A 21,854-nucleotide genomic window follows, 5' to 3' on the forward strand; every position below is an offset into this window, starting at 1 on the left:
CCCCATGCGGGCCACCCTGCGCTGGGCGCACGCCGATCTGCGGACGCACCGGGGCGAAGCGCTGTTCATCGTGCTCGCCACCACCGGGATCGTCGCCTCGCTGCTGCTTGCCGCGGCCCTCTTCGGGTACGCCACCAACCCCTGGCAGCGCGTCTTCACCCAGTCACGGGGCGCCCATGTGTGGATCCACACCGGGGCCTCCACCGACGCGGCCCGCCTTGCGCGTCTCGGCGGCGTCGAATCCGTCTCGGGGCCCTACCGGACCGCCGCGGCCACCGTCCGGTCGCACGGCGCCCGTGCCTCCGTCGAGCTGCGCGGAGCCACCGGCGGGCCACCGGCCACCGGGCGTCCCCTGCTCACCTCGGGCCGCTGGCTCGACCCGGCCGCACCGGACGGCGTCGTCCTCGAACACGGCCTGGCCCGCGCGCTGTGGGCCGAGCCCGGCGACACCCTGACGCTGCCCGGCACCGCGCGCACCCTGACCGTCCTCGGCATCGCCGACAGCGCCGAGCCCGGCTACAGCCCCGGGGAGCGCGCCGGACTCGTCTGGGCTGCGCCGTCCGTCGTGCAGCGGGCCGAGGGACGCCCGGGTCAGGTCGTCGGGCTGCGCCTCACCGACCCCGACGACACGGACTACGCCGTGCAGCGCGCCGTCACGGCCCTGGGCGCCGGAGCGGTCACCCAGGTCTCCCACTGGCAGCAGGCGCGCGCCGAGGCCCAGGGCGGCAACCGCCTGCTCGGCCAGGTGCTCGGCCTGTTCGGCCTGGGCGCCCTGGTCGCCGCCGCCCTCGCCGTGTACGGCGCCATCGACACCCGTATCCGTGGCCATCTGCGCGACATCTCGGTCCTGAAGGCCATCGGCTTCACACCCGGCCAGGTGGTACGCAGCTACCTCCTCCAGCATCTGGCGTACGCCCTGCTCGGCGCCGCGATGGCGACGGCTCTGATCCAGACCCTGGGCAGCCGTGTCCCGGGGCGGCTCGGCGACGCGATCGGCGTGTGGCAGGGGCTGCCGGGGCATACGGCGGCCCTGTTCGGGGTGCCGGCCGCCGCGGTGCTCTTCATCGGCGCCATGACGGGGATCGCCGCGTGGCGGGCCGGGCGCGTGCCCTCGGTGCCGGTGCTGCGGGCCGCGGCGGCGCCGGGCGGGCGGCTGTCCGGCGTGGCGCGCGGGGCGCTGGGGTGGCGGCTGCCGCCCGCACTGGTCCTCGGCTGGCACAAGGCGTTCACGCGGCGGCCACGCTCCCTGTCCGCCATCGCCCGCCTCGCCCTGCCGTTCCTCCTGATCGTGGTCGCGCTGAGCGCCTGGACCACCATCGACCGGTTTCACGACGAGCCCCAGGAACTCGGCTTCGCCGCCGCGCTCACCGCCCGCGCCGACGAGAATCTGGCCGACTCCGCGGCGCGGGACCTCCTCGCCGGAGACCGTCGGGTCACCGCGGTCCATCCGGGCATCGAGGTGGCGGCCCTCGTCCCCGGCCAGACCGGCACCATCGCGCTGCGCGGCCTCGGCACGCACCAGAACCCGTACCCCTACACGCTGGCCGAAGGCCGCCAGGCGCGCGGCCTCGACGAGGCGGTGGCGGGACAGGGGCTCCTCGACGCGCTCGACGTACGCGTCGGTGACTGGGTGCGGATGACGGTGGGCGGGCGTCCGCAGATCCTGCACATCGTGGGCCGCAACATCGAGCCGGAGAACGGCGGCCGGGTCATCTCCACCTCGCTCGACACGCTGCGTGAGAACGACCCGAAGCTCCGGCCCACCCTCTACCAGCTCCAGTTGCGCCCCGGCGCGGACCCCGCCGCGGTCGGCGCCGAGCTGACCAAGGCCTCGCGGGGCCATCTCGACGTGCACGCCGTGACCAACCCGGCCGACGGGCTCTCGCCCCTGCGCGCCGTGGTCATCGGGCTGATCGCCGTCCTGGCGCTGATCGGGCTCATCGAGCTGCTGACCGCGATCGGCGGCACGGTGCGTGAGGGAGAGCGGGATCTGCTCGCCCTCAAGGCGATCGGTCTTTCCCCACGGCAGATCACGGCGGTCACGGTGACGGCGACGGGGTGCACCGCCCTGGCCGCCGCCCTCACCGGCACGGCGCTCGGGCTGCCCCTCGCGCACTGGCTGATCGACGCCCAGGGCCGGTCGAACGGCATCGGCGCCGGTATCGCCCGCGCCCCGTCCCCCGCTCTGCTCGTGCTCTTCGGCGCGGCCGCGGTGCTGGGAGCCGCCGCGCTCGCCGCTTTCCCGGCCTCGCGAGCGGCCCGGCGCCGCCTCGCGGACACGCTGAGCGCGGTCGCCTGAGACCTGGGGCGGCGAACAGCCGAGGGGCCACCCCGGGCGGGGTGGCCCCTCAGGCTCAACGGCCGCGCAGCGTGCGGTACTTGGCGACAAGCGCCGTCGTCGACCCGTCGAGGTCCGCCACGTCGGCGCCCTCCGTCAGGGCCGGCTCGATGCGCTTGGCGAGGACCTTGCCGAGCTCGACGCCCCACTGGTCGAAGGAGTCGATGTTCCACACGGCGCCCTGCACGAACACCTTGTGTTCGTAGAGCGCGATGAGTTGACCGAGAACCGACGGTGTCAGCTCCTTGGCGAGGATCGTCGTCGTCGGGTGGTTGCCCTTGAACGTCTTGTGCGGGACGAGTTCGTCCGGCACGCCCTCGGCCCGCACCTCGTCGGGCGTCTTGCCGAAGGCCAACGCCTGCGTCTGCGCGAAGAAGTTGGCCATCAGGAGGTCGTGCTGGGCGACCAGACCCGGCAGCAGATCGGCGACGGGCTCGGCGAAACCGATGAAGTCCGCCGGGATCAACTTCGTTCCCTGGTGGATGAGTTGGTAGTACGCGTGCTGGCCGTTGGTGCCGGGGGTGCCCCAGACGACCGGGCCCGTCTGCCAGTCGACCGGCTCGCCGTCCCGGGTCACGGACTTGCCGTTGGACTCCATGTCCAGCTGCTGGAGGTAGGCGGTGAACTTGGAGAGGTAGTGCGAGTACGGCAGGACCGCGTGCGACTGGGCGTCGTGGAAGTTGCCGTACCAGATGCCCAACAGGCCGAGCAGCAACGGCACGTTGGACTCGGCGGGCGCGGTGCGGAAGTGCTCGTCGACCAGGTGGAAGCCGTCCAGCATCTGCCGGAAGGCGTCAGGGCCGATCGCGATCATCAGCGCGAGACCGATCGCCGAGTCGTACGAGTAGCGGCCGCCGACCCAGTCCCAGAACTCGAACATGTTGGCCGTGTCGATGCCGAAGTCGGAGACCTTCTCGGCATTCGTCGACAGGGCCACGAAGTGCTTGGCCACGGCGCTCTGGTCAGCGTGCAGGCCGGTCAGGAGCCAGTCGCGCGCCGAGGTCGCGTTCGTGATCGTCTCGATCGTGGTGAACGTCTTCGAGGCGATGACGAACAGCGTCTCGGCCGGGTCCAGGTCCCGCACGGCCTCGTGCAGGTCGGCGCCGTCGACGTTCGACACGAAGCGCACGGTGAGGTCGCGGTCGGTGAACGAGCGCAGCGCCTCGTACGCCATCGCGGGGCCGAGGTCCGAGCCGCCGATGCCGACGTTCACGATGTTCTTGATGCGCTTGCCGGTGTGCCCGGTCCACTCGCCGGAGCGGACCTTGTCCGCGAAGGTGCTCATCTTGTCGAGCACGGCGTGCACGGCCGGCACCACGTTCTCGCCGTCGACCTCGATCACCGCGTCCCGCGGGGCGCGCAGCGCCGTGTGCAGGACGGCGCGGTCCTCGGTGGTGTTGATCTTCTCGCCGCGGAACATGGCGTCCCGCAGGCCGAAGACGTCGGTGGCCGCGGCGAGCTCGCGCAGAAGCGTCAGCGTCTCGTCCGTGACGAGGTGCTTGGAGTAGTCGACGTGCAGGTCGCCGACCTGGAGCGTGTACTGCGTGCCGCGCGCCGGGTCCTTGGCGAAAAGATCACGCAACTGCACCTCCCCCAGCTGCTCCCGGTGCTTGCCGATCGCCGCCCATTCGGGCGTCTGGTTGAGCCTGGCGCGGCTTTCTGCGTTCATCTCGGACTTCAGCCTTCTCTCGTACCTGTGTACGTACCTTGCCCCGCTGCACGTTCCAACCTAATTGATCAGGGCCCGATATGAGATCTCTGAAGCTGTCTGTCCGCACACGTGCCGGTAAACGCCACGTGAAAAGCACAGCGGCCGGACATCCACTGATGTCCGGCCCGTCTCACGCTCTAGATCTCGCCCCGTAGTTTGGCCAGCGCCTCCGCGAGAATCGCCTCGCCGTCAGCGTCGGTGCGCCGCTCACGTACATACGCCAGGTGCGTCTTGTACGGCTCGGTGCGGGGCGGGTCCGGCGGGTTGTCCCTGTCCTGACCTGCCGGGAAGCCGCAGCGGGGGCAGTCCCAGGTATCGGGGACCTGCGCGTCGCTGGCGAAACTGGGCACCGTCTCGTGTCCGTTGGAGCACCAGAAGGAGATGCGCAGACGCGGCGCGGACTCACCGCGCTCGGCCTCGCCCATCGGCCCCGCCCCGACCCGACTTCCTCGGATCGCGTTGCCACTTGCCACGGTCGTAACTCCCTGCGTGATGGTGCTGCTGCGGGCGCCTCAGTCTACGTAAGGCCCAACGCGCGTCCAGTGTTTGGAGTTACACCCCGCCCCGAGACGCAAGCCCCATGATAATCCGCGCCGTGCGGCGCGCACCGTACATGGGGCTTTAAGCGAAGCTTTCGCAAGGTGGCAATCAAGCCGCTTTCGCGGTCAGTTGTTCACCTTCATCAACAGGCCGAGCACGACAATGCACGCGAACCAGAGAAGACCGACCACGACAGTGATGCGGTCGAGGTTGCGCTCGGCGACGGAGGAGCCGCCGACGGAGGACTGCATGCCGCCACCGAACATGTCGGAAAGACCGCCGCCCTTGCCCTTGTGCATCAGGACAAGGAGCATCATCAGCAGGCTGAAGACGATCAGGGCGATCGAGAACCCCATAACCACGGCTGGACCAACTTCCTCGGATCTGAATCGACTCTGTATCGACGACGGGGGCCGGATGCTCCGCGATGCGAAGCCGCCCGGCCCCCGCAAGGGTACGACGTATCGGCGCTACCGCATACTCACTGGTCGCGGAACCGGACGATCTTGACGAACTCGTCCGAGTCGAGCGCCGCGCCGCCCACCAGGGCGCCGTCGACGTCGGGCTGCGCCATGATCGCGGCGACGTTGCCGGACTTCACGGAGCCGCCGTACTGGATGCGCACCTTGTCGGCGAGCTCCTGCGAGTACAGCTCGGCGAGGCGGCCGCGGATCGCGCCGCACACCTCCTGGGCGTCCTCGGGGGTCGCGACCTTGCCGGTGCCGATGGCCCACACCGGCTCGTACGCGATGACGATGGACTCGGCCTGCTCGGCGGGGAGGTCCTTCAGACCGCCGTCGAGCTGGGCGAGGGTGTACTCGATCTGCTGGCCGGCCTCACGGATGTCGAGGCCCTCGCCGATGCAGAGGATCGGGGTCAGGCCGTGCTTGTAGGCGGCCTTCACCTTCGCGTTGCAGATCTCGTCGCTCTCCGCGTGGTACTGACGGCGCTCGGAGTGGCCCACGGCCACGTACGTGCACTTCAGCTTGGAGAGCATCGGGCCCGAGATCTCGCCGGTGTAGGCACCGGAGTCGTGCGCCGAGATGTCCTGGGCGCCGTACTTGATCTTGAGCTTGTCGCCGTCGACCAGGGTCTGCACCGAACGCAGGTCGGTGAAGGGGGGCAGGACGGCGACCTCGACGGCCTCGTAGTCCTTGTCGGCCAGGGCGAAGGCGAGCTTCTGGACGTGGGCGATGGCCTCGAGGTGGTTGAGGTTCATCTTCCAGTTGCCCGCCATCAGCGGGGTACGCGTAGTCATCAGGTGTCAGTTCTCCAGTGCGGCGAGGCCGGGGAGCGTCTTGCCCTCGAGGTACTCGAGGGAGGCGCCGCCGCCGGTGGAAATGTGGCCGAATGCGTTCTCGTCGAAGCCCAGGGTCCGCACGGCCGCGGCGGAGTCGCCACCGCCGACGACCGTGAAGGCCGGGGAGTCGAGGAGGGCCTGGGCGACCGCCTTGGTGCCCTCGGCGTAGTCGGGGTGCTCGAAGACGCCCATCGGACCGTTCCAGAAGACGGTGGCCGCGTCGGCGAGCTTCGAGGCGTAGAGCTTACGGGTCTCGGGTCCGATGTCGAGACCCTCCTGGTCGGCCGGGATGGCGTCCGCGGCGACCGTGCTGGGGTTGGCCGGGGCCTTGGTCTTCAGGTCCGGGAACTCCGTGGAGACCAGTACGTCGACGGGCAGGACCAGCTCGACGCCGCTGTCCTCGGCCCGCTTGATGTACTCCTTGACGGTCGGGACCTGGTCCTCCTGGAGGAGGGAGATGCCGACCTCGTGGCCCTGGGCCTTGAGGAAGGTGTACGCCATGCCGCCGCCGATCAGGAGGCGGTCGGCCTTGCCGAGCAGCTGGTCGATGACGGCCAGCTTGTCGGAGACCTTGGCGCCGCCGAGCGCGACGACGTACGGGCGCTTGACGTCCTCGGTGAGCTTCTTCAGGACGCCGACCTCGGTGGCGATGAGGTAGCCCGCGTAGTGCGGCAGGCGCGCCGGGAGGTCGAACACGGAGGCGTGCTTGCGGTGCACGGCGCCGAAGCCGTCGCCCACGTAGACATCCGCGAGGGCGGCGAGCTGGTCGGCGAACTCGCCGCGCTCGGTGTCGTCCTTGGACGTCTCGCCCGCGTTGAAGCGGAGGTTCTCGATGACGGCGACCTGGCCGGGCTCGAGACCGTCGACCGCGTCGTGCGCGGCGGGGCCGACCGTGTCCTGCGCGAACGCGACGGGCTTGCCGAGGAGTTCACCGAGGCGCTCGGCGGCGGGAAGCAGCGAGAACACCGGGTCCGGGGCGCCCTTGGGGCGGCCGAGGTGCGAGGCGACGATCACCTTGGCGCCGGCTTCGGCGAGCTTGGTGACGGTCGGCAGGACGGCGCGGATGCGGCCGTCGTCGGTGATGGTGCCGTCGGCGAGCGGCACATTGAGGTCGGCGCGGACGAAGACCCGCTTGCCTTCGACCCCTTCGGCGAGAAGTTCGTCGATCGTCTTCATGGCTGGACTCCAGGACTCCTTAAGAGGGCTGACGTGCGACAAGGCCCGGACCACGCAGTATTGCGCGGCCCGGACCCTGTGTTCACATCGAGGTGTCTGCTCCGCTGATCAGAGCTGACCGCCGACGAAGACCGTGAGGTCGACGAGGCGGTTGGAGTAGCCCCACTCGTTGTCGTACCAGCCGAGGATCTTCACCGTCTTGCCCTCCTGGACCATGGTCAGGGAGGAGTCGAAGGTGCAGGAGGCAGGGTCGCTGACGATGTCGGACGACACGATCGGGTCCTCGGTGTAGAAGAGGATGCCCTTGAGGTCGCCGTCGTCGGCGGCCTTCTTGAACGCGGCGTTGACCTCGTCCTTGGTGACCTCGCGCTGCAGGTCGACGACGAGGTCGGTGGCGGAACCGGTCGGGACCGGGACGCGCATCGCGATGCCGTCGAGCTTGCCCTTGAGCTGCGGGAGGACCAGGGCGGTGGCCTTGGCGGCACCGGTCGTGGTCGGAATGATGTTCTCGGCGGCGGCGCGGGCGCGACGCAGGTCCGAGTGCGGGAAGTCCAGGATGCGCTGGTCGTTGGTGTACGCGTGGACCGTCGTCATCAGGCCCTTGACGATGCCGAAGTTCTCGTCGAGAACCTTCGCCATCGGCGCCACACAGTTGGTGGTGCAGGACGCGTTCGAGATGACGTGGTGGTTGGCCGCGTCGTACTTGTCCTGGTTGACGCCCATCACGATGGTGATGTCCTCGTCCTTGGCCGGAGCCGAGATGAGGACCTTCTTCGCGCCACCGGCGATGTGCTTCTCGGCGTCGGCCTTCTTGGTGAAGATGCCCGTCGACTCGATCACGATGTCGACGTTCAGCTCGCCCCACGGGATGTCGGCGGGGTTGCGCTCGGACAGCACCTTGATGGTGTGGCCGTCGACCGTGATGGTGTCCTCGGTGTGCGACACCTCGGCCTTGAGACGGCCCAGGATGGTGTCGTACTTCAGAAGGTGCGCGGTAGTCGCGGTGTCACCCAGGTCGTTGACAGCCACGATCTCGATGTCCGCACCCTGCTCGAGCAGCGCCCGGAAGTAGTTGCGCCCGATGCGGCCGAAGCCGTTGATGCCTACGCGGATCGTCACGAACCGATCTCCTCGTTGGTACGCCGGTTTCAGACGCCGGCGAGTTGTATGGGATGTCCCCGACCGCCTCCGACCCTACCTCTCTGATGGCCTTTGGGTGACATCGACAGGGGGCCCGGACGGCACGGTGGCCCGTACTCCCGAGTAGGGAGCACGAGCCACCGCGATCTCGGCTTTGATTACGCAGCGTCAGCGGCGCAGATGTGCAAGGGATGCGCCCATAAGAGCGGCCCGTTCGGCATTTCCGGGTACGTGCTCGAACCCGTAGCCGAGCAGCACACTGTCACGCGCTGTGACGGCCGCGTGGGGCTTGTAGAGCTCCCCCGTACGGGCCCAGTCACCCGTGATGTTGGGGCTTCCGGGGGGTGCCGGGGCGACGGCCCAGGTGCCCAGCGAGGCCTCGAATCCCTCGGTCTGCGTGGCGTTGCCCCCTATCACGAGCTGAGCGTTGTCCGCAAAGAGCCCGCGGCCCCCGCTGGAGGGGTCGGTGATGGCGCTCAGGGACACCTCGATCGTCTTGCCCGCGTAGGGGCTCAGGTCAAAGGAGACGGGCTTCCAGCCGCCGGAGGACCCGGTGAAGCTGTTCCAGGCCCCACTGGTGCCGGATGCCGTGCAGCCGGTGGCCGACTGCGTCAGGTAGTGGCGCAGGAACGGGTGGCCGTTGATGAAGAACCCGGCCCCGCACTCTGCGGGCACCGCCTGGGACGAGTTGCCGTTCGCGTCCGGCAGCGTGGTCCAGTCGTCGTTGCCGGTGGTGTGCGCCTCGAGGACGCCGTGGTCGTAGCCGGTCTCCAGGTTCCAGTTGAGCTGGAACCGCAGCTGCGGCTGGTCCGCGGCCGTGACCCCGGTCAGGTCGATGGTGCGGGTCAGCCGCTTCCAGTCCTGGTCGGCGTGGGACGCGGAGGCCATGCCCTGGCCCTCGAAGGGCGCGTACGGGTTGGCGAGCCCCGGGTAGGTGCCTGCCGCCGCGCTCTTGAACTGCGGGAACTCGTCGGCGGGCAGGCTGTCGGACGTGACGGTGTAACGGCCCGCCTTGTCCAGGGGGTTGGAGGCGGCCGCCGCCAGCGGGGTCTTGACGCCGTCGAGCGCGCCGCTGCCCTCGAAGCTGTTGGCGCCGGGTGCGGAAAGGCGTTCGTACGCACCGAGGTAGTACTGCGCGAAGTCGTCGGTGAGCGCGTCACCGAGGTCCACGTTGCCGCCGGTGCGCTCGCCGGACTCGATCAGCTTGCCGCCCTCGTTGAGGTAGGCGCGCAGGGCGAGTTGGGTGGGCGCGCCGGGCACCGGGTCGCCGGTGTAGTGCACGACCGCGGAGAAGTGCGACAGGACGCCGAGCGGATGCGGGGCACCCTTCTCGGCGACGTCCCAGACCACGGCCGAACGGCCGTTGGCCTTCAGGGCGTCGACGTACTTCTGGGCCTCCTTCGCCGGGGCGCCCTCCTCGGCGACGACGAGGGTGTTCGCCTTGGCCCGCTCGGCAACGGTGTAGGTGAAGTGCGGGCTTTCCGTCTTTCCCTTCTTGTTGCGGCCGGTGAACCACACCTCGACCTTGTCGCCCGCGCGCGTGTCCTCGATCTCGGCGCGGTACTGGTCGAAGTGGAGGTTGTCCTCACCGCCGTAGGTCTCGCCGCCCTTCCAGGCCCTGAGGTCCTCGTCGTGCGTACGGCCGCCGTTGACGCGGTAGTTGAGCTCCTTGTCGCGCACCGACTTGCGGGCGGTGACGGCGACTTCCTGGTCGCCACCGCGCGCGTACGACTGCGTGAAGGAGTCCGGCGTGAAGTCGGGGGCCTCGATGTCGGTGACGGAGACCGGCTGGTCGGGGTGGAGTGCGGTCTCCGCGACGGCGAGCGCGAACGGGACGTTCTTCGCGAACTCCTGCTGGATCAGCTTCTCGTCGTCCGGGAAGGTGAAGATCGAGGCGCAGTCCTCGGGCTTCCAGGCGTCGTTCGGGTCGATGTTGGAGACAGTCTGGCAGGTGGACATCTCCGGCGTGAACATCGAGATGCCGTTGATGTTGCCCGCGTGGCCGTCCGCCTCACCGTTGGTGGTGTAGAGCTCGGAGGAGACCTGCGGGTGGTAGCCGGGGACGGCGGGCTTCTCCGGGGTGCCGTTCAGCGCCCGGTAGAGGACGTCGTCCGGGCTCGGCGTGGCGACCTGCCAGCCGATCCCGTAGAGGAGCAGTTCGGCCGCCGAGTGGTAGTTGATGCCGTACGTGAAGCCGATGCGCTTCTGGAAGCGGTCGATGGCCTTGGTCTCGGGCTCGGACATGGGGCCGGTGCCGCGGTAGGTCTCCGATGACGGCTCGGGGGACGAGCCCTCGTTGTCGTAGCCCCACTTGTAGGCGAAGTTGCGGTTGAGGTCGACGCCGTCGCCCGCCGCGATCTTGCCGTCGCCGTCGATGTCGCGGAGGTTCTTGCGCCACTGGCGCTCGCCCTCGGGGGCGTGCGTGAAGTCGTATCCGTCGGGGTTGGCGGAGAGCACGAACCACAGCTCGGTGGAGTTCACGAGCTTGGTAATGCGCTGGTCCTTGCCATAGTTGTCCAGGTAGTGGTGCATCAGGCGGCGGGTCATCTCGGGGGTGATCCACTCGCGCGCGTGCTGGTTGGACATGTAGAGCGTGGACGGCTTGGAGCCGTCCTTGGTCTTGCTCGCGCCCTTGGAGAGCTTCAGGGCGAGGATGTCCTGCCCCTTGAGCGTCTTGCCGATGGAGACGACCTTGGTGAGGCCCGGGTGGGCCTGACCGGTCTTGACGATCTCCTCCTTGAGGCCGCCCTTGCCGCTGTACGGGCGGAAGACGCCGTCCCCCGCGGCCTTGAGCTTCTGCTGCGTACTGGCCGAGACCTTCTGCTCGGTGAGCTTCACGCCCTCCTGCTCGACGCCCTTGGCCTGCGCCTCGGTCAGGTAGACCTCGACGCGGGCGGCGCCGCTTTCGCGGGTCTGCCCCGCGAGCTCGTGGGCGTCCTGGCCCGCCTCGACGAGGATCGGGATCTGCTTCTCGGTGACCACGGCCTCGTAGACCTTCACGGCCGCCGGGTCGTCGGCGGCCGGGGCCTTGGCCCCGCTGTCGGCCTGGGCGTGCGGCACTGCGACAAGGCCGCCGACGAGCAGCGCGCCTGCGGCGACGACGGATCTGAAACCGGCTCTGGATCTCTTGGATCTCTCTCTTGGTCTCATGAGCCCCCCTTGCGGTTGTCCGGCACATTTGTGCGCGAACGCCAGGCTCGTGACACTTCATGATCATGTCAATATGGCGTGAAGGGTCAGACGCGAAGGAACACGAAGAAGCCGCCGGGGCCTGCACGGCCCCGGCGGCTTGCTCGCGTACGACGGCGGTCAGACCGCCATGTTGTCGGCGAGCTCCTCGGTCAGGTTGGACTCCGTACCCGGAATCCCCAGGTCCTGGGCCCGCTTGTCCGCCATGGCAAGGAGCCGGCGGATGCGGCCCGCGACCGCGTCCTTCGTCAGCGCCGGGTCGGCGAGCGCGCCAAGCTCCTCCAGGGAGGCCTGCTTGTGCTCCATGCGCAGCCGTCCGGCCGCCGCGAGGTGCTCGGGGACCTCGTCGCCGAGGATCTCCAGGGCGCGCTGCACGCGGGCGCCCGCGGCGACGGCCGCGCGGGCCGAGCGGCGCAGGTTGGCGTCGTCGAAGTTGGCCAGGCGGTTGGCGGTGGCGCGCACCTCGCGGCGCATCCGCCGCTCCTCCCAGGCGAGCACCGACTCGTGGGCGCCGAGCCGGGTGAGCAGGGCGCCGATCGCGTCGCCGTCCCGCACCACCACGCGGTCCACGCCGCGCACCTCACGGGCCTTGGCCCCGATCTGCAGCCTGCGCGCGGCACCGACCAGGGCGAGGGCGGCCTCCGGTCCCGGGCAGGTGACCTCCAGGGAGGAGGAGCGGCCCGGCTCGGTCAGCGATCCGTGCGCGAGGAAGGCCCCGCGCCACGCGGCCTCGGCGTCACAGGTGGCCCCCGAGACCACCTGTGGCGGCAGCCCTCTGATGGGGCGTCCCCGGCCGTCCACGAGACCCGTCTGGCGGGCCAGCTGATCGCCGCCCGCAACCACCCGAACGACGTAGCGCGAGCCGCGCCGCAGTCCGCCGGGGGCCATCACGATCAGCTCCGAGCTGTGCCCGAAGATCTCGAGAATGTCCCGCTTCAGCCGTCGCGCGGCCATCGCCGTGTCCAGCTCCGCCTCGATCACGATGCGGCCGCTCACCAGGTGAAGGCCGCCCGCGAACCGCAGGATGGCCGAGACCTCTGCCTTCCTGCAGCAGGTCCGGGTGACGGGAAGCCGGGAGATCTCGTCCTTCACCGCTGCCGTCATCGCCATGGGCCGATCCTTCCATGCATCCGAAAAATACGGTCGTACGCGGTGGCCAGGAGCTCCGGATCGTGCCTCGGAGTGCCATCGTGCCTGGCCACCGGCGCCAGCTCGACCGTGGCGCCGAGCCGCTTGGCGGCATCGGTGAGTGACTCACGGTCGGGCACGGCGGCGTCGTCGGCCAGCACCACGTCCAGGGCGAGTTTAGGGGCGTGTCGGGCCAAAACCTCCAAATGACGCTGCGGAGAGAACCCATCGGTTTCACCGGGTTGCGGCGCGAGGTTGAGCGAGAGGACCCTGCGGGCCTTCGTCTGGATGAGCGCGTCGAGCAGTTCGGGGACGAGGAGATGCGGGATCACCGAGGAGAACCAGGAGCCGGGGCCGAGCACCACCCAGTCCGCGTCGAGCACCGCGGCGACCGCTTCGGGGACGGCCGGCGGGTCGTGCGGGACGAGGTGCACGGACTGCACCTCACCCGGGGTGAGCGCCACCGTGGCCTGCCCGCGCACCGTGTCCACCTCGTCCGGGCGCGCCGGATCATGCCCCTTGACCAGGGCCTGCAGCTCCAGCGGCACCGCCGACATCGGCAGTACGCGGCCGTGCGCGCCCAGCAGCTTGCCGACCAGGTCGAGGGCCTGGACGTGGTCGCCGAGCTGTTCCCACAGGGCGACGATCAGCAGATTGCCCACCGCGTGCTCGTGCAGGTCGCCCTTGGACTGGAAGCGGTGCTGGATGACGCGGGACCACGTCTGGCCCCAGTCGTCGTCCCCGCACAGCGCGGCGAGCGCCTTGCGCAGGTCGCCCGGGGGCAGCACGCCCAGCTCGTCGCGGAGCCGCCCGCTGGAGCCGCCGTCGTCGGCGACGGTGACCACGGCGGTGAGGTCACCGGTGATGCGGCGAAGACCGGCGAGCGAGGCGGACAGGCCCATCCCGCCGCCGAGCGCCACGACCTTGGGCTGAGCGCCCCGCTTGCGGCCCAGACGGTTCAGCCGCAGGGAGGACTTCACTCTCGCCCCATGTCCCGATGGACGAGGACGGTCTCGACGCCCTCGGACACGAGGCGCGCCGCGAGCTTCTCCGACATGGCCACGGAGCGGTGCTTGCCGCCCGTACAGCCGACCGCGATCGTCACGTAACGCTTGCCCTCGCGGCGGTATCCCGCGGCGATGAGCTGGAGGAGCTCGGCGTACCGGTCGAGGAACTCCTTGGCGCCCGGCTGGTTGAAGACATAGCCGGACACCTCTTCGTTGAGCCCCGTGAAGGGGCGCAGCTCCGGCACCCAGTGCGGATTGGGCAGGAAGCGGCAGTCCACGACGAGGTCGGCGTCGACCGGCAGGCCGTACTTGTAGCCGAACGACATGACCGTGGCCCGCAGCTCGGGCTCCTCGTCGCCCGCGAACTGGGCGTCCATCTTGGCGCGCAGCTCGTGCACGTTCAGGCTGGAGGTGTCGATCACCAGGTCGGCGTCGCCGCGCAGCTCGCGCAGGAGCTCGCGCTCGGCCGCGATGCCGTCGACGATGCGGCCGTCGCCCTGCAGCGGGTGCGGGCGGCGCACCGACTCGAAGCGGCGCACCAGGGCGTCGTCCGAGGACTCCAGGAAGACGATCCGCCGGGTGACGTGCTTGGCCTCCAGGTCCGCGAGGGACTGGCGCAGATTGTCGAAGAAGCGGCGGCCCCGCACGTCGACGACGACCGCGATGCGGGCGACGTTCCCCTGCGAGCGGGCGCCGAGCTCCACCATGGTGGGGATCAGCGCGGGCGGCAGGTTGTCGACGACGAACCAGCCGAGGTCCTCGAGACACTTCGCCGCGGTGCTGCGTCCGGCTCCCGACATGCCGGAGATGATCACCAGCTCGGGGACCACCTCTCCGGCCTCACCTGGTGTGATGGTCGTGCCCGTACTCACTTGCTCGCCGCCTTCGTCGTGCTCGGTCATGGCTCCTGCCCCCGTCGTTCCTCTGAGGTGCCCGCGGTGACGGGCCCCTCGCCGTCCTCCGAGGCTCCCGTGCGCGCGGGCTCCTCGTCTTCAATGATCTCTCCGGTCGCCGTGTTCACGGCGGGACCGGCGGGAGTCGCTCCGGCCAGCGCCACGATGATGGCCTCGGCCGTCTTGCGGCCTATGCCCGGAACCTCGCAGATCTGGTCGATTGTCGCGGATCGCAGCCTCTTCACCGAACCGAAGTGCTTGATCAGCGTCTGCTTGCGTGCGTCGCCGAGGCCCGGCACGGCGTCCAGCGGCCCGGCCTTGAAGCGCTTGGCCCGCTTGGCGCGCTGGTAGGTGATCGCGAAACGGTGCGCCTCGTCGCGTACCCGCTGGAGAAGGTACAGCCCCTCGCTGGTACGCGGCAGGATCACCGGGTCGTCGTCGTCCGGCACCCAGACCTCTTCGAGGCGCTTGGCCAGGCCGCACACCGCGATGTCGTCGATGCCCAGCTCGTCCAGGGCCCGCTGGGCCGCCGCGACCTGCGGCTTTCCGCCGTCCACGACGACGAGCTGGGGCGGATAGGCGAAGCGCTTGGGACGGCCGTCCTCCTCGGTGAGGCTCTCCTGCTCGTCCTCGGGGGACCACTCCCCCGTCTTCTCCTTGTCGGAGAGATAGCGCTTGAAGCGGCGCGTGAGCACCTCGTGCATCGAGCGGACGTCGTCCTGGCCCTCGAAGCCCTTGATCTGGAAGCGCCTGTACTCGCTCTTGCGGGCGAGGCCGTCCTCGAAGACGACCATCGAGGCCACGACGTCGTCACCCTGCAGATGCGAGATGTCGTAGCACTCGATGCGCAGGGGGGCGCTGTCCAGTTCGAGTGCCTCGGCGATCTCCTCCAGGGCGCGGGAACGCGTGGTCAGGTCGGAGGCGCGCTTGGTCTTGTGCAGCACGAGCGACTGCTGTGCGTTGCGCGCCACGGTCTCCATGAGCGCCTTCTTGTCGCCGCGCTGCGGGATGCGCAGCGAGACGTTCGACCCGCGGCGCTCGGTGAGCCACTCCTGGACGGGCTCGATCGGGTCGGGCAGCGCGGGGACGAGGACTTCCTTCGGCACGGAGTCGCCGCTCTCCTCCCCGTACAGCTGCTGGAGGGCGTGCTCGACGAGGTCGCCGCTGGTGACCGCCTCGACCTTGTCGGTGACCCAGCCGCGCTGACCGCGCACGCGGCCGCCGCGGACGTGGAAGATCTGGACGGCGGCCTCGAGCTCGTCCTCGGCCAGGGCGATGAGGTCGGCGTCCGTGGCGTCGGCGAGGACGACGGCGCTCTTCTCCATGGCCTTCTTGAGGGCCCCTACGTCATCCCTGAGTCGGGCGGCCCTCTCGTACTCCATGTCCTCGGCGGCGTCCGCCATCTGCCGCTCGACACGGCGGATGTACGTGTTCGTGCGGCCCGCCATGAAGTCGCAGAAGTCCTCGGCGAGTTCGCGGTGCTCCTCCCGGGAGACCCGCTCCACGCAGGGCGCGGCGCACTTGCCGATGTAGCCGAGGAGGCAGGGGCGGCCGGTGCGCTCGGCGTTCTTGAAGACGCCCGCCGAGCAGGTGCGGACGGGGAAGACCCGCAGGAGGAGGTCCACGGTGTCGCGGATCGCCCAGGCGTGGCCGTACGGCCCGAAGTAGCGGACGCCCTTCTTCTTGTGGCCGCGCATCACCTGCACGCGCGGGAAGTCCTCGTTCATGGTCACCGCGAGGTACGGATAGCTCTTGTCGTCGCGGTACTTGACGTTGAACCGGGGGTCGAATTCCTTGATCCAGGTGTACTCGAGCTGCAGCGCCTCGACCTCGGTGGAGACCACGGTCCACTCGACGGAGGCGGCCGTCGTCACCATCGTGGCGGTGCGCGGGTGCAGATTCGTGAGGTCCTGGAAGTAGCTCGCCAGGCGCTGGCGCAGGCTTTTCGCCTTGCCCACGTAGATCACCCGGCGGTGTTCGTCGCGGAACCGATAGACCCCCGGCGAGTCGGGGATCTGTCCCGGCTTGGGGCGGTAGCTGGAGGGGTCTGCCATGCTCCACACCCTACTGGCGGGGGCTGACAGTCAGGGGCTCGAGGGGGCTGGGCGCCCACCCGCTCCGGGGAGCGGGTGGGTGGGGGAACCCGGCCGGAGGCCGGGAAGGTCAGCCGCGCTGCCGGGTGCGACGCCGAAGGACGGCCACCCCGGAGAGGCCGAGGGCCAGCAGGGCTCCCGCTCCGGCCACGGAGGAGGCCACCGTGACGGGGCCGTCGGCCGAGGCCGCGGCCGTGTGCGCGGCAGCCGCCGGGGGCTCCGCGGTCCGCTCCTTCGGGGCGAAGCCCCCCGCCTCGCCGGACCTCGCGTACGAAGACCCCGGCAGCTTGTCGGCGTACGCGGCGTGCACCCGCTTCTGGTAGGCGGTGACCGAGACCCCGCCCCGGCCCACGGCACGCCTCGCGTCCGCGTCCAGCGGCAGCACACGGCCCCGCCCCTGCACGTACCAGGCATTGATCTGCGGCTCGTGGAAGACGGTGCCTCCGGGGAGCTTGTCGGCGCCCACGCGCGCGTAGTGCGTCTCGTCGTCCCCGGTGGCGATGTTCACGACCTTCCAGGAGCCGCCCTGCTTCACCGTCCACAAGGAGGCCTCCTGCCCGTCGGAGGAGACGGCCTTGCTGGCGAGGAACTCCACGCGGGCGACCTCCGCGCCCTTCTTCCCGGCCACGAAATCCGGGGAGAGGTAGCGCACGGGTACGGCTTCGCCCTGAACGCGGGGGTCGGCCGCGGCCTTGCTGACGGCCCCCTCCCGCGCGAAGAAGCGGGAGAGCGTGTCGAGGGCCCCGGGCGCCCCCGCGGCATCGTGGGCCGCCTCACGCGAGGCGTCCGAAGGCCCGGAATCCGCGCCGGCGGACGGCGCCGCGAGGCCGAGCAGCAGGGTGGCCGCCGCGCCGGCGAGCGCGCCACGCAGCAGGTGACGGGGAAGGGGGCGAGGACGGGAAGGGTGACGGGTCATCGCGCTCACGCCCCGATCCGGTAGAGCGAGTGGGTCCAGGAGAAGGTGTTGTTGTTGACGTACCAGCTGTGCGAGGCCCAGTTGTAGCGGTCGCTCGAGGGCCACGGGTCGCCCCAGTAGACCCAGCTGCTCGCGTCGTCGTACCCGTAGAGGACGTGCATGTGACCGCCGCCGTTCGACCACTGGATGCGGGTCTCGACCGGACGGCCCGCGTTGATCTCGGCCTGCACGGTCGGGTAGCGCAGCCAGCCGCTGACGTACGAGCCGGCGTTGATGCCCGCCCAGTCGAGACCGTTCTGCACGTCGCCGAGCGTCGCCTGCGAGTTGGGGCACTCGGTGCTCTGGCTGCGCCCGAAAGCGGCGTTGCAGAACTGGTTCTGGCTGTACTTCTTGCCGTAGAAGGTGGCGATCGTGTTGCCTGCCGCGGCCCAGCACCAGTTGGTCTTCTGCTGGGCCTGCATGGTGATGTTCAGGCGCTTGGCGGCGAGAGCGGACGGATCGTCGGGGGCGGCCGTGGCCGTGGCCGCCGGTGCGGCGACCAGGGCGACCGCCACGAGGGCGAGCGCGGACAGCCGTCTGCGGCCGCCGTATCTGCTGGTGCTGGGGCGCATCGCGTTCCTCCCATGCGGGGGGTGGGGTGGTGGAGGAGCGCGTCCGGACGCTGCGATTGAGCATCGAGTGTTGTCGGGTGCAGGTCAACAAGGTTCAATGCGGGATTACTTGGGCCGTGAACGGCGGCGTACGGATGTGAACACCCCTCGTACGCCCACCTGGTGGCCCGCTCCGACCGGCGACCACGCCCGGACGGCCGATGTGAACGTTCACAGAAGGGCCTTGCGATGCGGCACGGCACACAGCTCGCGAAGGGCGCGCCCGCGGACCTGGAGACCGCCCTGCGCACCGGGCCCTTCCACGTGGCGCTGCGGGCCGCTATCGCCGCGCGGCGCCTGCCCCTGCAACGCGTACGGCACCATCTGGCGCGGCAAGGCGTCAACGTCGGGGTGACGAGCCTGAGTTACTGGCAGCAGGGCGCGCGCCGCCCTCAGCGCACCGAGTCCCTCCGTGCCGTGCGCGCCCTGGAGGAGATCCTCGGCCTCCCCGAGGAGTCGCTGATCCGGCTCCTCGCCAAGCCCTCCGAGCGCCCCGACTGCGAGCGCCCCGCCGCCCGCTCCTACCGTTCGCTCCTCGACGCGTCCGACGTGCTGCAGGAGCTGATCACCGAGCTCGGCTCACCGCTCGACGGCGGTCTGCACACCATCGGCCACCACGAGCGGGTGCGGATCGGCGAGCGCCGCGAGCTGCTCGGCCGCGACTCGCAGCACGTCGTGCGCGCCCACCGGGACGCCGTGGACCGCTACCTGGCGATCTACCACGGCGACCCCGGCTGCGTACCGGAGCGCGTCGCCGTGCACGCACTGGAGAACTGCCGCACGGGGCGTGTGCGGTGGCACCACGAGACGGGGGTGCTCGTCGCCGAGCTGCTCTTCGACACGCGGCTGCGCGCGGGCGACACGCATCTGTTCCGCTACGGCTTCGAGGACGGCACGGCGGGGGCGGCCACCGAGTACTTCCGGGGCTTCACCTTCGCGGGCGGGCAGTACGCGCTCCAGGTGCGCTTCGACGAGAGGGCGCTGCCCGTACGCTGCCACCGCTTCACCCAGCATTCGGCCGCCGCGCCGCGCGGCGGCCGCCAGGAGCTGACGCTGAGCGGCAGCCACCGGTCGGTGCACGTCGTGGAGCCGCAGGTGCGGGCCGGGATCCTGGGGATCGCCTGGGACTGGGAGTGAGTCAGCCCGCGACGATCTTGCCGTCCTCCACCTTCACCGGCAGCTCGGCGAGGGGCGTGACAGCCGGGTCGTGCAGCACCTTGCCGTTCGTGGCATCGAACTGGCTTCCGTGACAGGGGCAGATGAGCTTGTGCCCCTCCAGCTTGTTGATGGGGCACTTGGCGTGCGTGCAGATCGTGCTGAACGCCTTGTACTCGTCGTCGGAGATGCGGCTCACGACCACGTTCTCGTCCTTGTAGAGCTTCGAGGCCCCCACCTGCACCTCGTCGGCACCGCCGAGGTCCGTCGGCGCGGTCGGCGCCGAACGGCTGGAGCCGCCGTCATCACCCCCGGACGAGCAGGCGGCGACCCCGAGGCCCGCGGCCGGGACGAGGGCGGCGGCACGCAGCACGGTGCGGCGGGCGGGGGGCGGCGTGCCGGGCATGGAGTCTCCACAGGTCAGGCGCTTCGGTGACGGATCAGACCATACCGCCGGGGTGCCGTTTGCCCGCGTTGGGCACGACCGTGCCCGAGTGCCGCCCGCACCGGGCCACGGCCGCCGGGAAGCCCTAGCCTGTGGCGAAAGCCGGGCAGTCGCCGCCGCGCCGCCGCGAACGCAGAGCCGAGAGGAACCACCCGTGATAGTCGTCGCAGGAGAGGCCCTGATCGACCTCGTCCCGCAGGGCCCCGCCGACGCCGGGCTGCCCGCGCTCGCCCCACGGCTCGGCGGCGGTCCGTACAACACCGCGATCGCCCTCGGCCGTCTCGGCTCCCCCGTCTCCTTCTGCTCGCGGATCTCGACGGACGCGTTCGGCGACGCGCTGGTCGACGCGTTGCGGGCCGCGGGTGTCGAGGTGTCGTACGTCCAGCGGGGCGCCGAGCCGACCACCCTCGCCGTCGCCTCGATCGGCGCGGACGGCTCCGCCGGTTACTCCTTCTACGTCGAGGGCACGGCGGACCGGCTCTTCACGGCCCCGGAGCGGCTTCCCGACGCCGTGCGCGCGGTCTCGTTCGGCACCTGCTCGCTCGTCCTGGAACCGGGCGCGAGCGCGTACGAGGAGCTGATGCGCCGGGAGTCGGCGCGGGGTGTCTTCACGGCGCTCGACCCGAACATCCGGGCGGGCCTGATCCCGGACGCGGACGCCTACCGGGCCCGGTTCAAGAGCTGGCTGCCGTCGGTCTCGCTGCTCAAGCTGTCGGAGGACGACGCGAGCTGGCTCGGCGGCACGCCCGGCGAGTGGCTCGCGTCCGGGCCCGGCGCGGTGGTGGTGACGCGGGGCGGCGAGGGTCTCACCGTGTTCACGCGGGACGGCGGGGAATGGTCGGTGCCGGGTGAGGCGGTCGACGTGGTGGACACCATCGGCGCGGGCGACACCGTCAACGCGGCGCTGCTGCACGGGCTCCGCGCACGGGACGCACTGTCCGTGAACGCCCTGGCCACGCTCGGCGCCGACACTTGGGCCGAGGTCCTGCGCTTCGCGTCCCGCGCGGCGGCAGTCACGGTGTCCCGCGCGGGCGCGGAGCCTCCGTACGCCGAGGAGCTGGAGTGACGGCTGGGGCGACGACTGTCAGCCGGTCACCGCGCGCAGGGCGCCCGGCCGGCGGCCGTTGAGGCCGTCGAGGGCGGCCGACGTGGCCGCGTCGGCGGGCAGGTGGACGCCCGGGCCGCGCTCGGCGCGAAAGTTGGCGCGGAGCCCCCGTACGCCGAGGAGCTGGGGTGACGGCTGTCAGCCGGTCACCGCGCGCAGGGCGCCCGGCCGGCGGCCGTTGAGGGCGTCGAGGGCGGCCGACGTGGCCGCGTCGGCGGGCAGGTGGACGACCAGGCGCTGAGCGTCGGCCTCGGGCAGCGTCAGCGTCTCGTACGAAAGCCGCAGCGGCCCGGCCGCCGGGTGCGTCACGCGTTCGATGCCGCTGGCCCTGGGCAGCCTCGGCACGGCCGCCATGCGGTCGGCGAACGGCGCGCCGGCCAGCACGGTCAGCTCGTCGGCGAAGCCCTCGGCATGCGGGTCGCTGAGCATGGACCCGGCGCGGAGCAGGGCGATCTGCTCGTCGGCGACGCCGTCCCACTCGGGGAAGGCGGCGCGGGCCCGCTCGTCGGTGAACAGGAACCGGACGAGATTGGGCTGCTCCTCGTCGAGAAGACCGATGGCCCCCATGATCCGCTCATAGCCCGAGGTGTACGCGAGGACGTCGCCGAGCCGGTTCAGCAGGACGGCGGGGGCCGGCTCCAGGCGGTCGACGAGCGCCCGCACGGTGGGGCGCACCGACCGGGACGGCATGCCGGCCGTCGGGCAGCAGGGGTCGCCGACCGTCTCCTTCTCCAGGCGGCGCAGGTGGTGGCGCTCCTCCGTGGACAGCCGCAGGGCGTCCGCGAGCGCCCCCATGACCTGCGGGGACGGGTGCCGGTCGCGGCCTTGTTCGAGCCGCGCGAGGTACTCGACGCTGACTCCGGCGAGCGTGGCGACCTCGGAGCGGCGCAGGCCCGGCGTGCGGCGCCGGGGCCCGGTGGGGAGCCCGACTTCGGCGGGCGTGACCGCCTCGCGGCAGGTGCGCAGGAAGGTGCCGAGCTCGTTGTCGCTCACCCGGCCGAACGTACCAGCAGGCACCGGACCGGATCGTGGCCCTGTCACTACCAGCCTCAGCTCGGCCTTCCTCGC

The 21,854-nt window shown here is 70.7% G+C and carries 18 protein-coding genes; 3 read left to right on the forward strand and 15 right to left on the reverse strand.

Features of this window, described 5'->3' with window-relative positions:
* Positions 1-4: 4 nt before the first annotated feature.
* Positions 5-2,299: an FtsX-like permease family protein gene (locus AB0M70_RS36905; RefSeq protein ID WP_365827283.1), complete on the forward strand. Its 2,295-nt coding sequence runs from the start codon at positions 5-7 to the stop codon at positions 2,297-2,299.
* Between the two features lie 55 nt (positions 2,300-2,354).
* Here the strand turns inward: AB0M70_RS36905 and pgi are convergent, their stop codons facing one another.
* From pgi to AB0M70_RS36970, 13 genes are all read right to left on the reverse strand, one after another.
* Complete coding sequence (pgi, locus tag AB0M70_RS36910) at positions 2,355-4,007, reverse strand: glucose-6-phosphate isomerase (RefSeq protein ID WP_365827285.1); 1,653 nt, start codon at positions 4,005-4,007, stop codon at positions 2,355-2,357.
* 179 nt (positions 4,008-4,186) lie between these two features.
* Entirely contained in the window at positions 4,187-4,522 is a 336-nt protein-coding gene (locus tag AB0M70_RS36915) for an RNA polymerase-binding protein RbpA (RefSeq protein ID WP_363208051.1), read from the reverse strand.
* 192 nt (positions 4,523-4,714) lie between these two features.
* On the reverse strand, positions 4,715-4,945 hold the full coding sequence (secG, locus tag AB0M70_RS36920) for a preprotein translocase subunit SecG (RefSeq protein ID WP_135329442.1): 231 nt from the start codon (positions 4,943-4,945) through the stop codon (positions 4,715-4,717).
* Between the two features lie 125 nt (positions 4,946-5,070).
* Positions 5,071-5,847, reverse strand: coding sequence for a triose-phosphate isomerase (gene tpiA / locus AB0M70_RS36925; RefSeq protein ID WP_365827287.1), 777 nt, complete (start codon positions 5,845-5,847; stop codon positions 5,071-5,073).
* Positions 5,848-5,853: 6 nt separating this feature from the next.
* Positions 5,854-7,065, reverse strand: coding sequence for a phosphoglycerate kinase (locus AB0M70_RS36930; protein WP_365827289.1), 1,212 nt, complete (start codon positions 7,063-7,065; stop codon positions 5,854-5,856).
* Positions 7,066-7,173: 108 nt separating this feature from the next.
* On the reverse strand, positions 7,174-8,184 hold the full coding sequence (gene gap / locus AB0M70_RS36935; protein ID WP_365827291.1) for a type I glyceraldehyde-3-phosphate dehydrogenase: 1,011 nt from the start codon (positions 8,182-8,184) through the stop codon (positions 7,174-7,176).
* A gap of 189 nt (positions 8,185-8,373) precedes the next feature.
* Positions 8,374-11,355 carry a M14 family zinc carboxypeptidase gene (locus AB0M70_RS36940; protein ID WP_365827293.1) on the reverse strand — a complete coding sequence of 994 codons (2,982 nt, stop codon included), beginning with the start codon at positions 11,353-11,355 and terminating at the stop codon, positions 8,374-8,376.
* Between the two features lie 159 nt (positions 11,356-11,514).
* Positions 11,515-12,504, reverse strand: coding sequence for a DNA-binding protein WhiA (gene whiA, locus AB0M70_RS36945; protein WP_365827295.1), 990 nt, complete (start codon positions 12,502-12,504; stop codon positions 11,515-11,517).
* Positions 12,495-13,502, reverse strand: a complete 1,008-nt coding sequence (gene yvcK / locus AB0M70_RS36950; RefSeq protein ID WP_365827297.1) for a uridine diphosphate-N-acetylglucosamine-binding protein YvcK — start codon at positions 13,500-13,502, stop codon at positions 12,495-12,497. Before yvcK ends, whiA begins: the two co-directional genes overlap by 10 nt.
* Positions 13,499-14,431 (reverse strand): RNase adapter RapZ, encoded by a 933-nt coding sequence (gene rapZ / locus AB0M70_RS36955; RefSeq protein ID WP_365827299.1) that lies wholly within the window; start codon positions 14,429-14,431, stop codon positions 13,499-13,501. The genes yvcK and rapZ overlap by 4 nt, the downstream gene beginning before the upstream one ends.
* Entirely contained in the window at positions 14,428-16,476 is a 2,049-nt protein-coding gene (gene uvrC / locus AB0M70_RS36960) for an excinuclease ABC subunit UvrC (protein WP_365827301.1), read from the reverse strand. The genes rapZ and uvrC overlap by 4 nt, the downstream gene beginning before the upstream one ends.
* 109 nt (positions 16,477-16,585) lie before the next feature.
* The gene (locus tag AB0M70_RS36965; RefSeq protein ID WP_365827339.1) at positions 16,586-17,431 is read right to left on the reverse strand and encodes a hypothetical protein; all 846 of its coding nucleotides are present in this window, start codon (positions 17,429-17,431) and stop codon (positions 16,586-16,588) included.
* A 5-nt stretch (positions 17,432-17,436) separates the two neighbouring features.
* Entirely contained in the window at positions 17,437-18,042 is a 606-nt protein-coding gene (locus tag AB0M70_RS36970; protein ID WP_365827303.1) for a papain-like cysteine protease family protein, read from the reverse strand.
* Between the two features lie 228 nt (positions 18,043-18,270).
* On the opposite strand from AB0M70_RS36970, the gene AB0M70_RS36975 reads away from it, so the two are divergent.
* The gene (locus AB0M70_RS36975; RefSeq protein ID WP_365827305.1) at positions 18,271-19,218 is read left to right on the forward strand and encodes a hypothetical protein; all 948 of its coding nucleotides are present in this window, start codon (positions 18,271-18,273) and stop codon (positions 19,216-19,218) included.
* A gap of 1 nt (position 19,219) precedes the next feature.
* On the opposite strand, the gene AB0M70_RS36980 is transcribed toward AB0M70_RS36975, so the two are convergent.
* Positions 19,220-19,642, reverse strand: a complete 423-nt coding sequence (locus AB0M70_RS36980; RefSeq protein WP_365827307.1) for a Rieske (2Fe-2S) protein — start codon at positions 19,640-19,642, stop codon at positions 19,220-19,222.
* A 193-nt stretch (positions 19,643-19,835) separates the two neighbouring features.
* Here AB0M70_RS36980 and AB0M70_RS36985 point away from each other — a divergent pair, with 193 nt between their 5' ends.
* On the forward strand, positions 19,836-20,747 hold the full coding sequence (locus AB0M70_RS36985; protein WP_365827309.1) for a carbohydrate kinase: 912 nt from the start codon (positions 19,836-19,838) through the stop codon (positions 20,745-20,747).
* Between the two features lie 177 nt (positions 20,748-20,924).
* Here the strand turns inward: AB0M70_RS36985 and AB0M70_RS36990 are convergent, their stop codons facing one another.
* Complete coding sequence (locus tag AB0M70_RS36990) at positions 20,925-21,779, reverse strand: helix-turn-helix transcriptional regulator (protein WP_365827311.1); 855 nt, start codon at positions 21,777-21,779, stop codon at positions 20,925-20,927.
* Between the last annotated feature and the right edge of the window lie 75 nt (positions 21,780-21,854).

This window comes from Streptomyces sp. NPDC051214 (genome assembly GCF_040682375.1).
In the GTDB taxonomy this organism is placed as follows: Bacteria; Actinomycetota; Actinomycetes; order Streptomycetales; family Streptomycetaceae; genus Streptomyces.

Coding starts and splice junctions, on each gene's coding strand:
- AB0M70_RS36980 (WP_365827307.1), bottom strand. CDS start 19,642: ATGCCCGGCACGCCGCCCCCCGCCCGCCGCACCGTGCTGCGTGCCGCC.
- secG (WP_135329442.1), bottom strand. CDS start 4,945: ATGGGGTTCTCGATCGCCCTGATCGTCTTCAGCCTGCTGATGATGCTC.
- tpiA (WP_365827287.1), bottom strand. CDS start 5,847: ATGACTACGCGTACCCCGCTGATGGCGGGCAACTGGAAGATGAACCTC.
- AB0M70_RS36970 (WP_365827303.1), bottom strand. CDS start 18,042: ATGCGCCCCAGCACCAGCAGATACGGCGGCCGCAGACGGCTGTCCGCG.
- rapZ (WP_365827299.1), bottom strand. CDS start 14,431: ATGACCGAGCACGACGAAGGCGGCGAGCAAGTGAGTACGGGCACGACC.
- AB0M70_RS36930 (WP_365827289.1), bottom strand. CDS start 7,065: ATGAAGACGATCGACGAACTTCTCGCCGAAGGGGTCGAAGGCAAGCGG.
- AB0M70_RS36940 (WP_365827293.1), bottom strand. CDS start 11,355: ATGAGACCAAGAGAGAGATCCAAGAGATCCAGAGCCGGTTTCAGATCC.
- AB0M70_RS36905 (WP_365827283.1), top strand. CDS start 5: ATGCGGGCCACCCTGCGCTGGGCGCACGCCGATCTGCGGACGCACCGG.
- uvrC (WP_365827301.1), bottom strand. CDS start 16,476: ATGGCAGACCCCTCCAGCTACCGCCCCAAGCCGGGACAGATCCCCGAC.
- pgi (WP_365827285.1), bottom strand. CDS start 4,007: ATGAACGCAGAAAGCCGCGCCAGGCTCAACCAGACGCCCGAATGGGCG.
- AB0M70_RS36975 (WP_365827305.1), top strand. CDS start 18,271: ATGCGGCACGGCACACAGCTCGCGAAGGGCGCGCCCGCGGACCTGGAG.
- whiA (WP_365827295.1), bottom strand. CDS start 12,504: ATGGCGATGACGGCAGCGGTGAAGGACGAGATCTCCCGGCTTCCCGTC.
- AB0M70_RS36965 (WP_365827339.1), bottom strand. CDS start 17,431: ATGACCCGTCACCCTTCCCGTCCTCGCCCCCTTCCCCGTCACCTGCTG.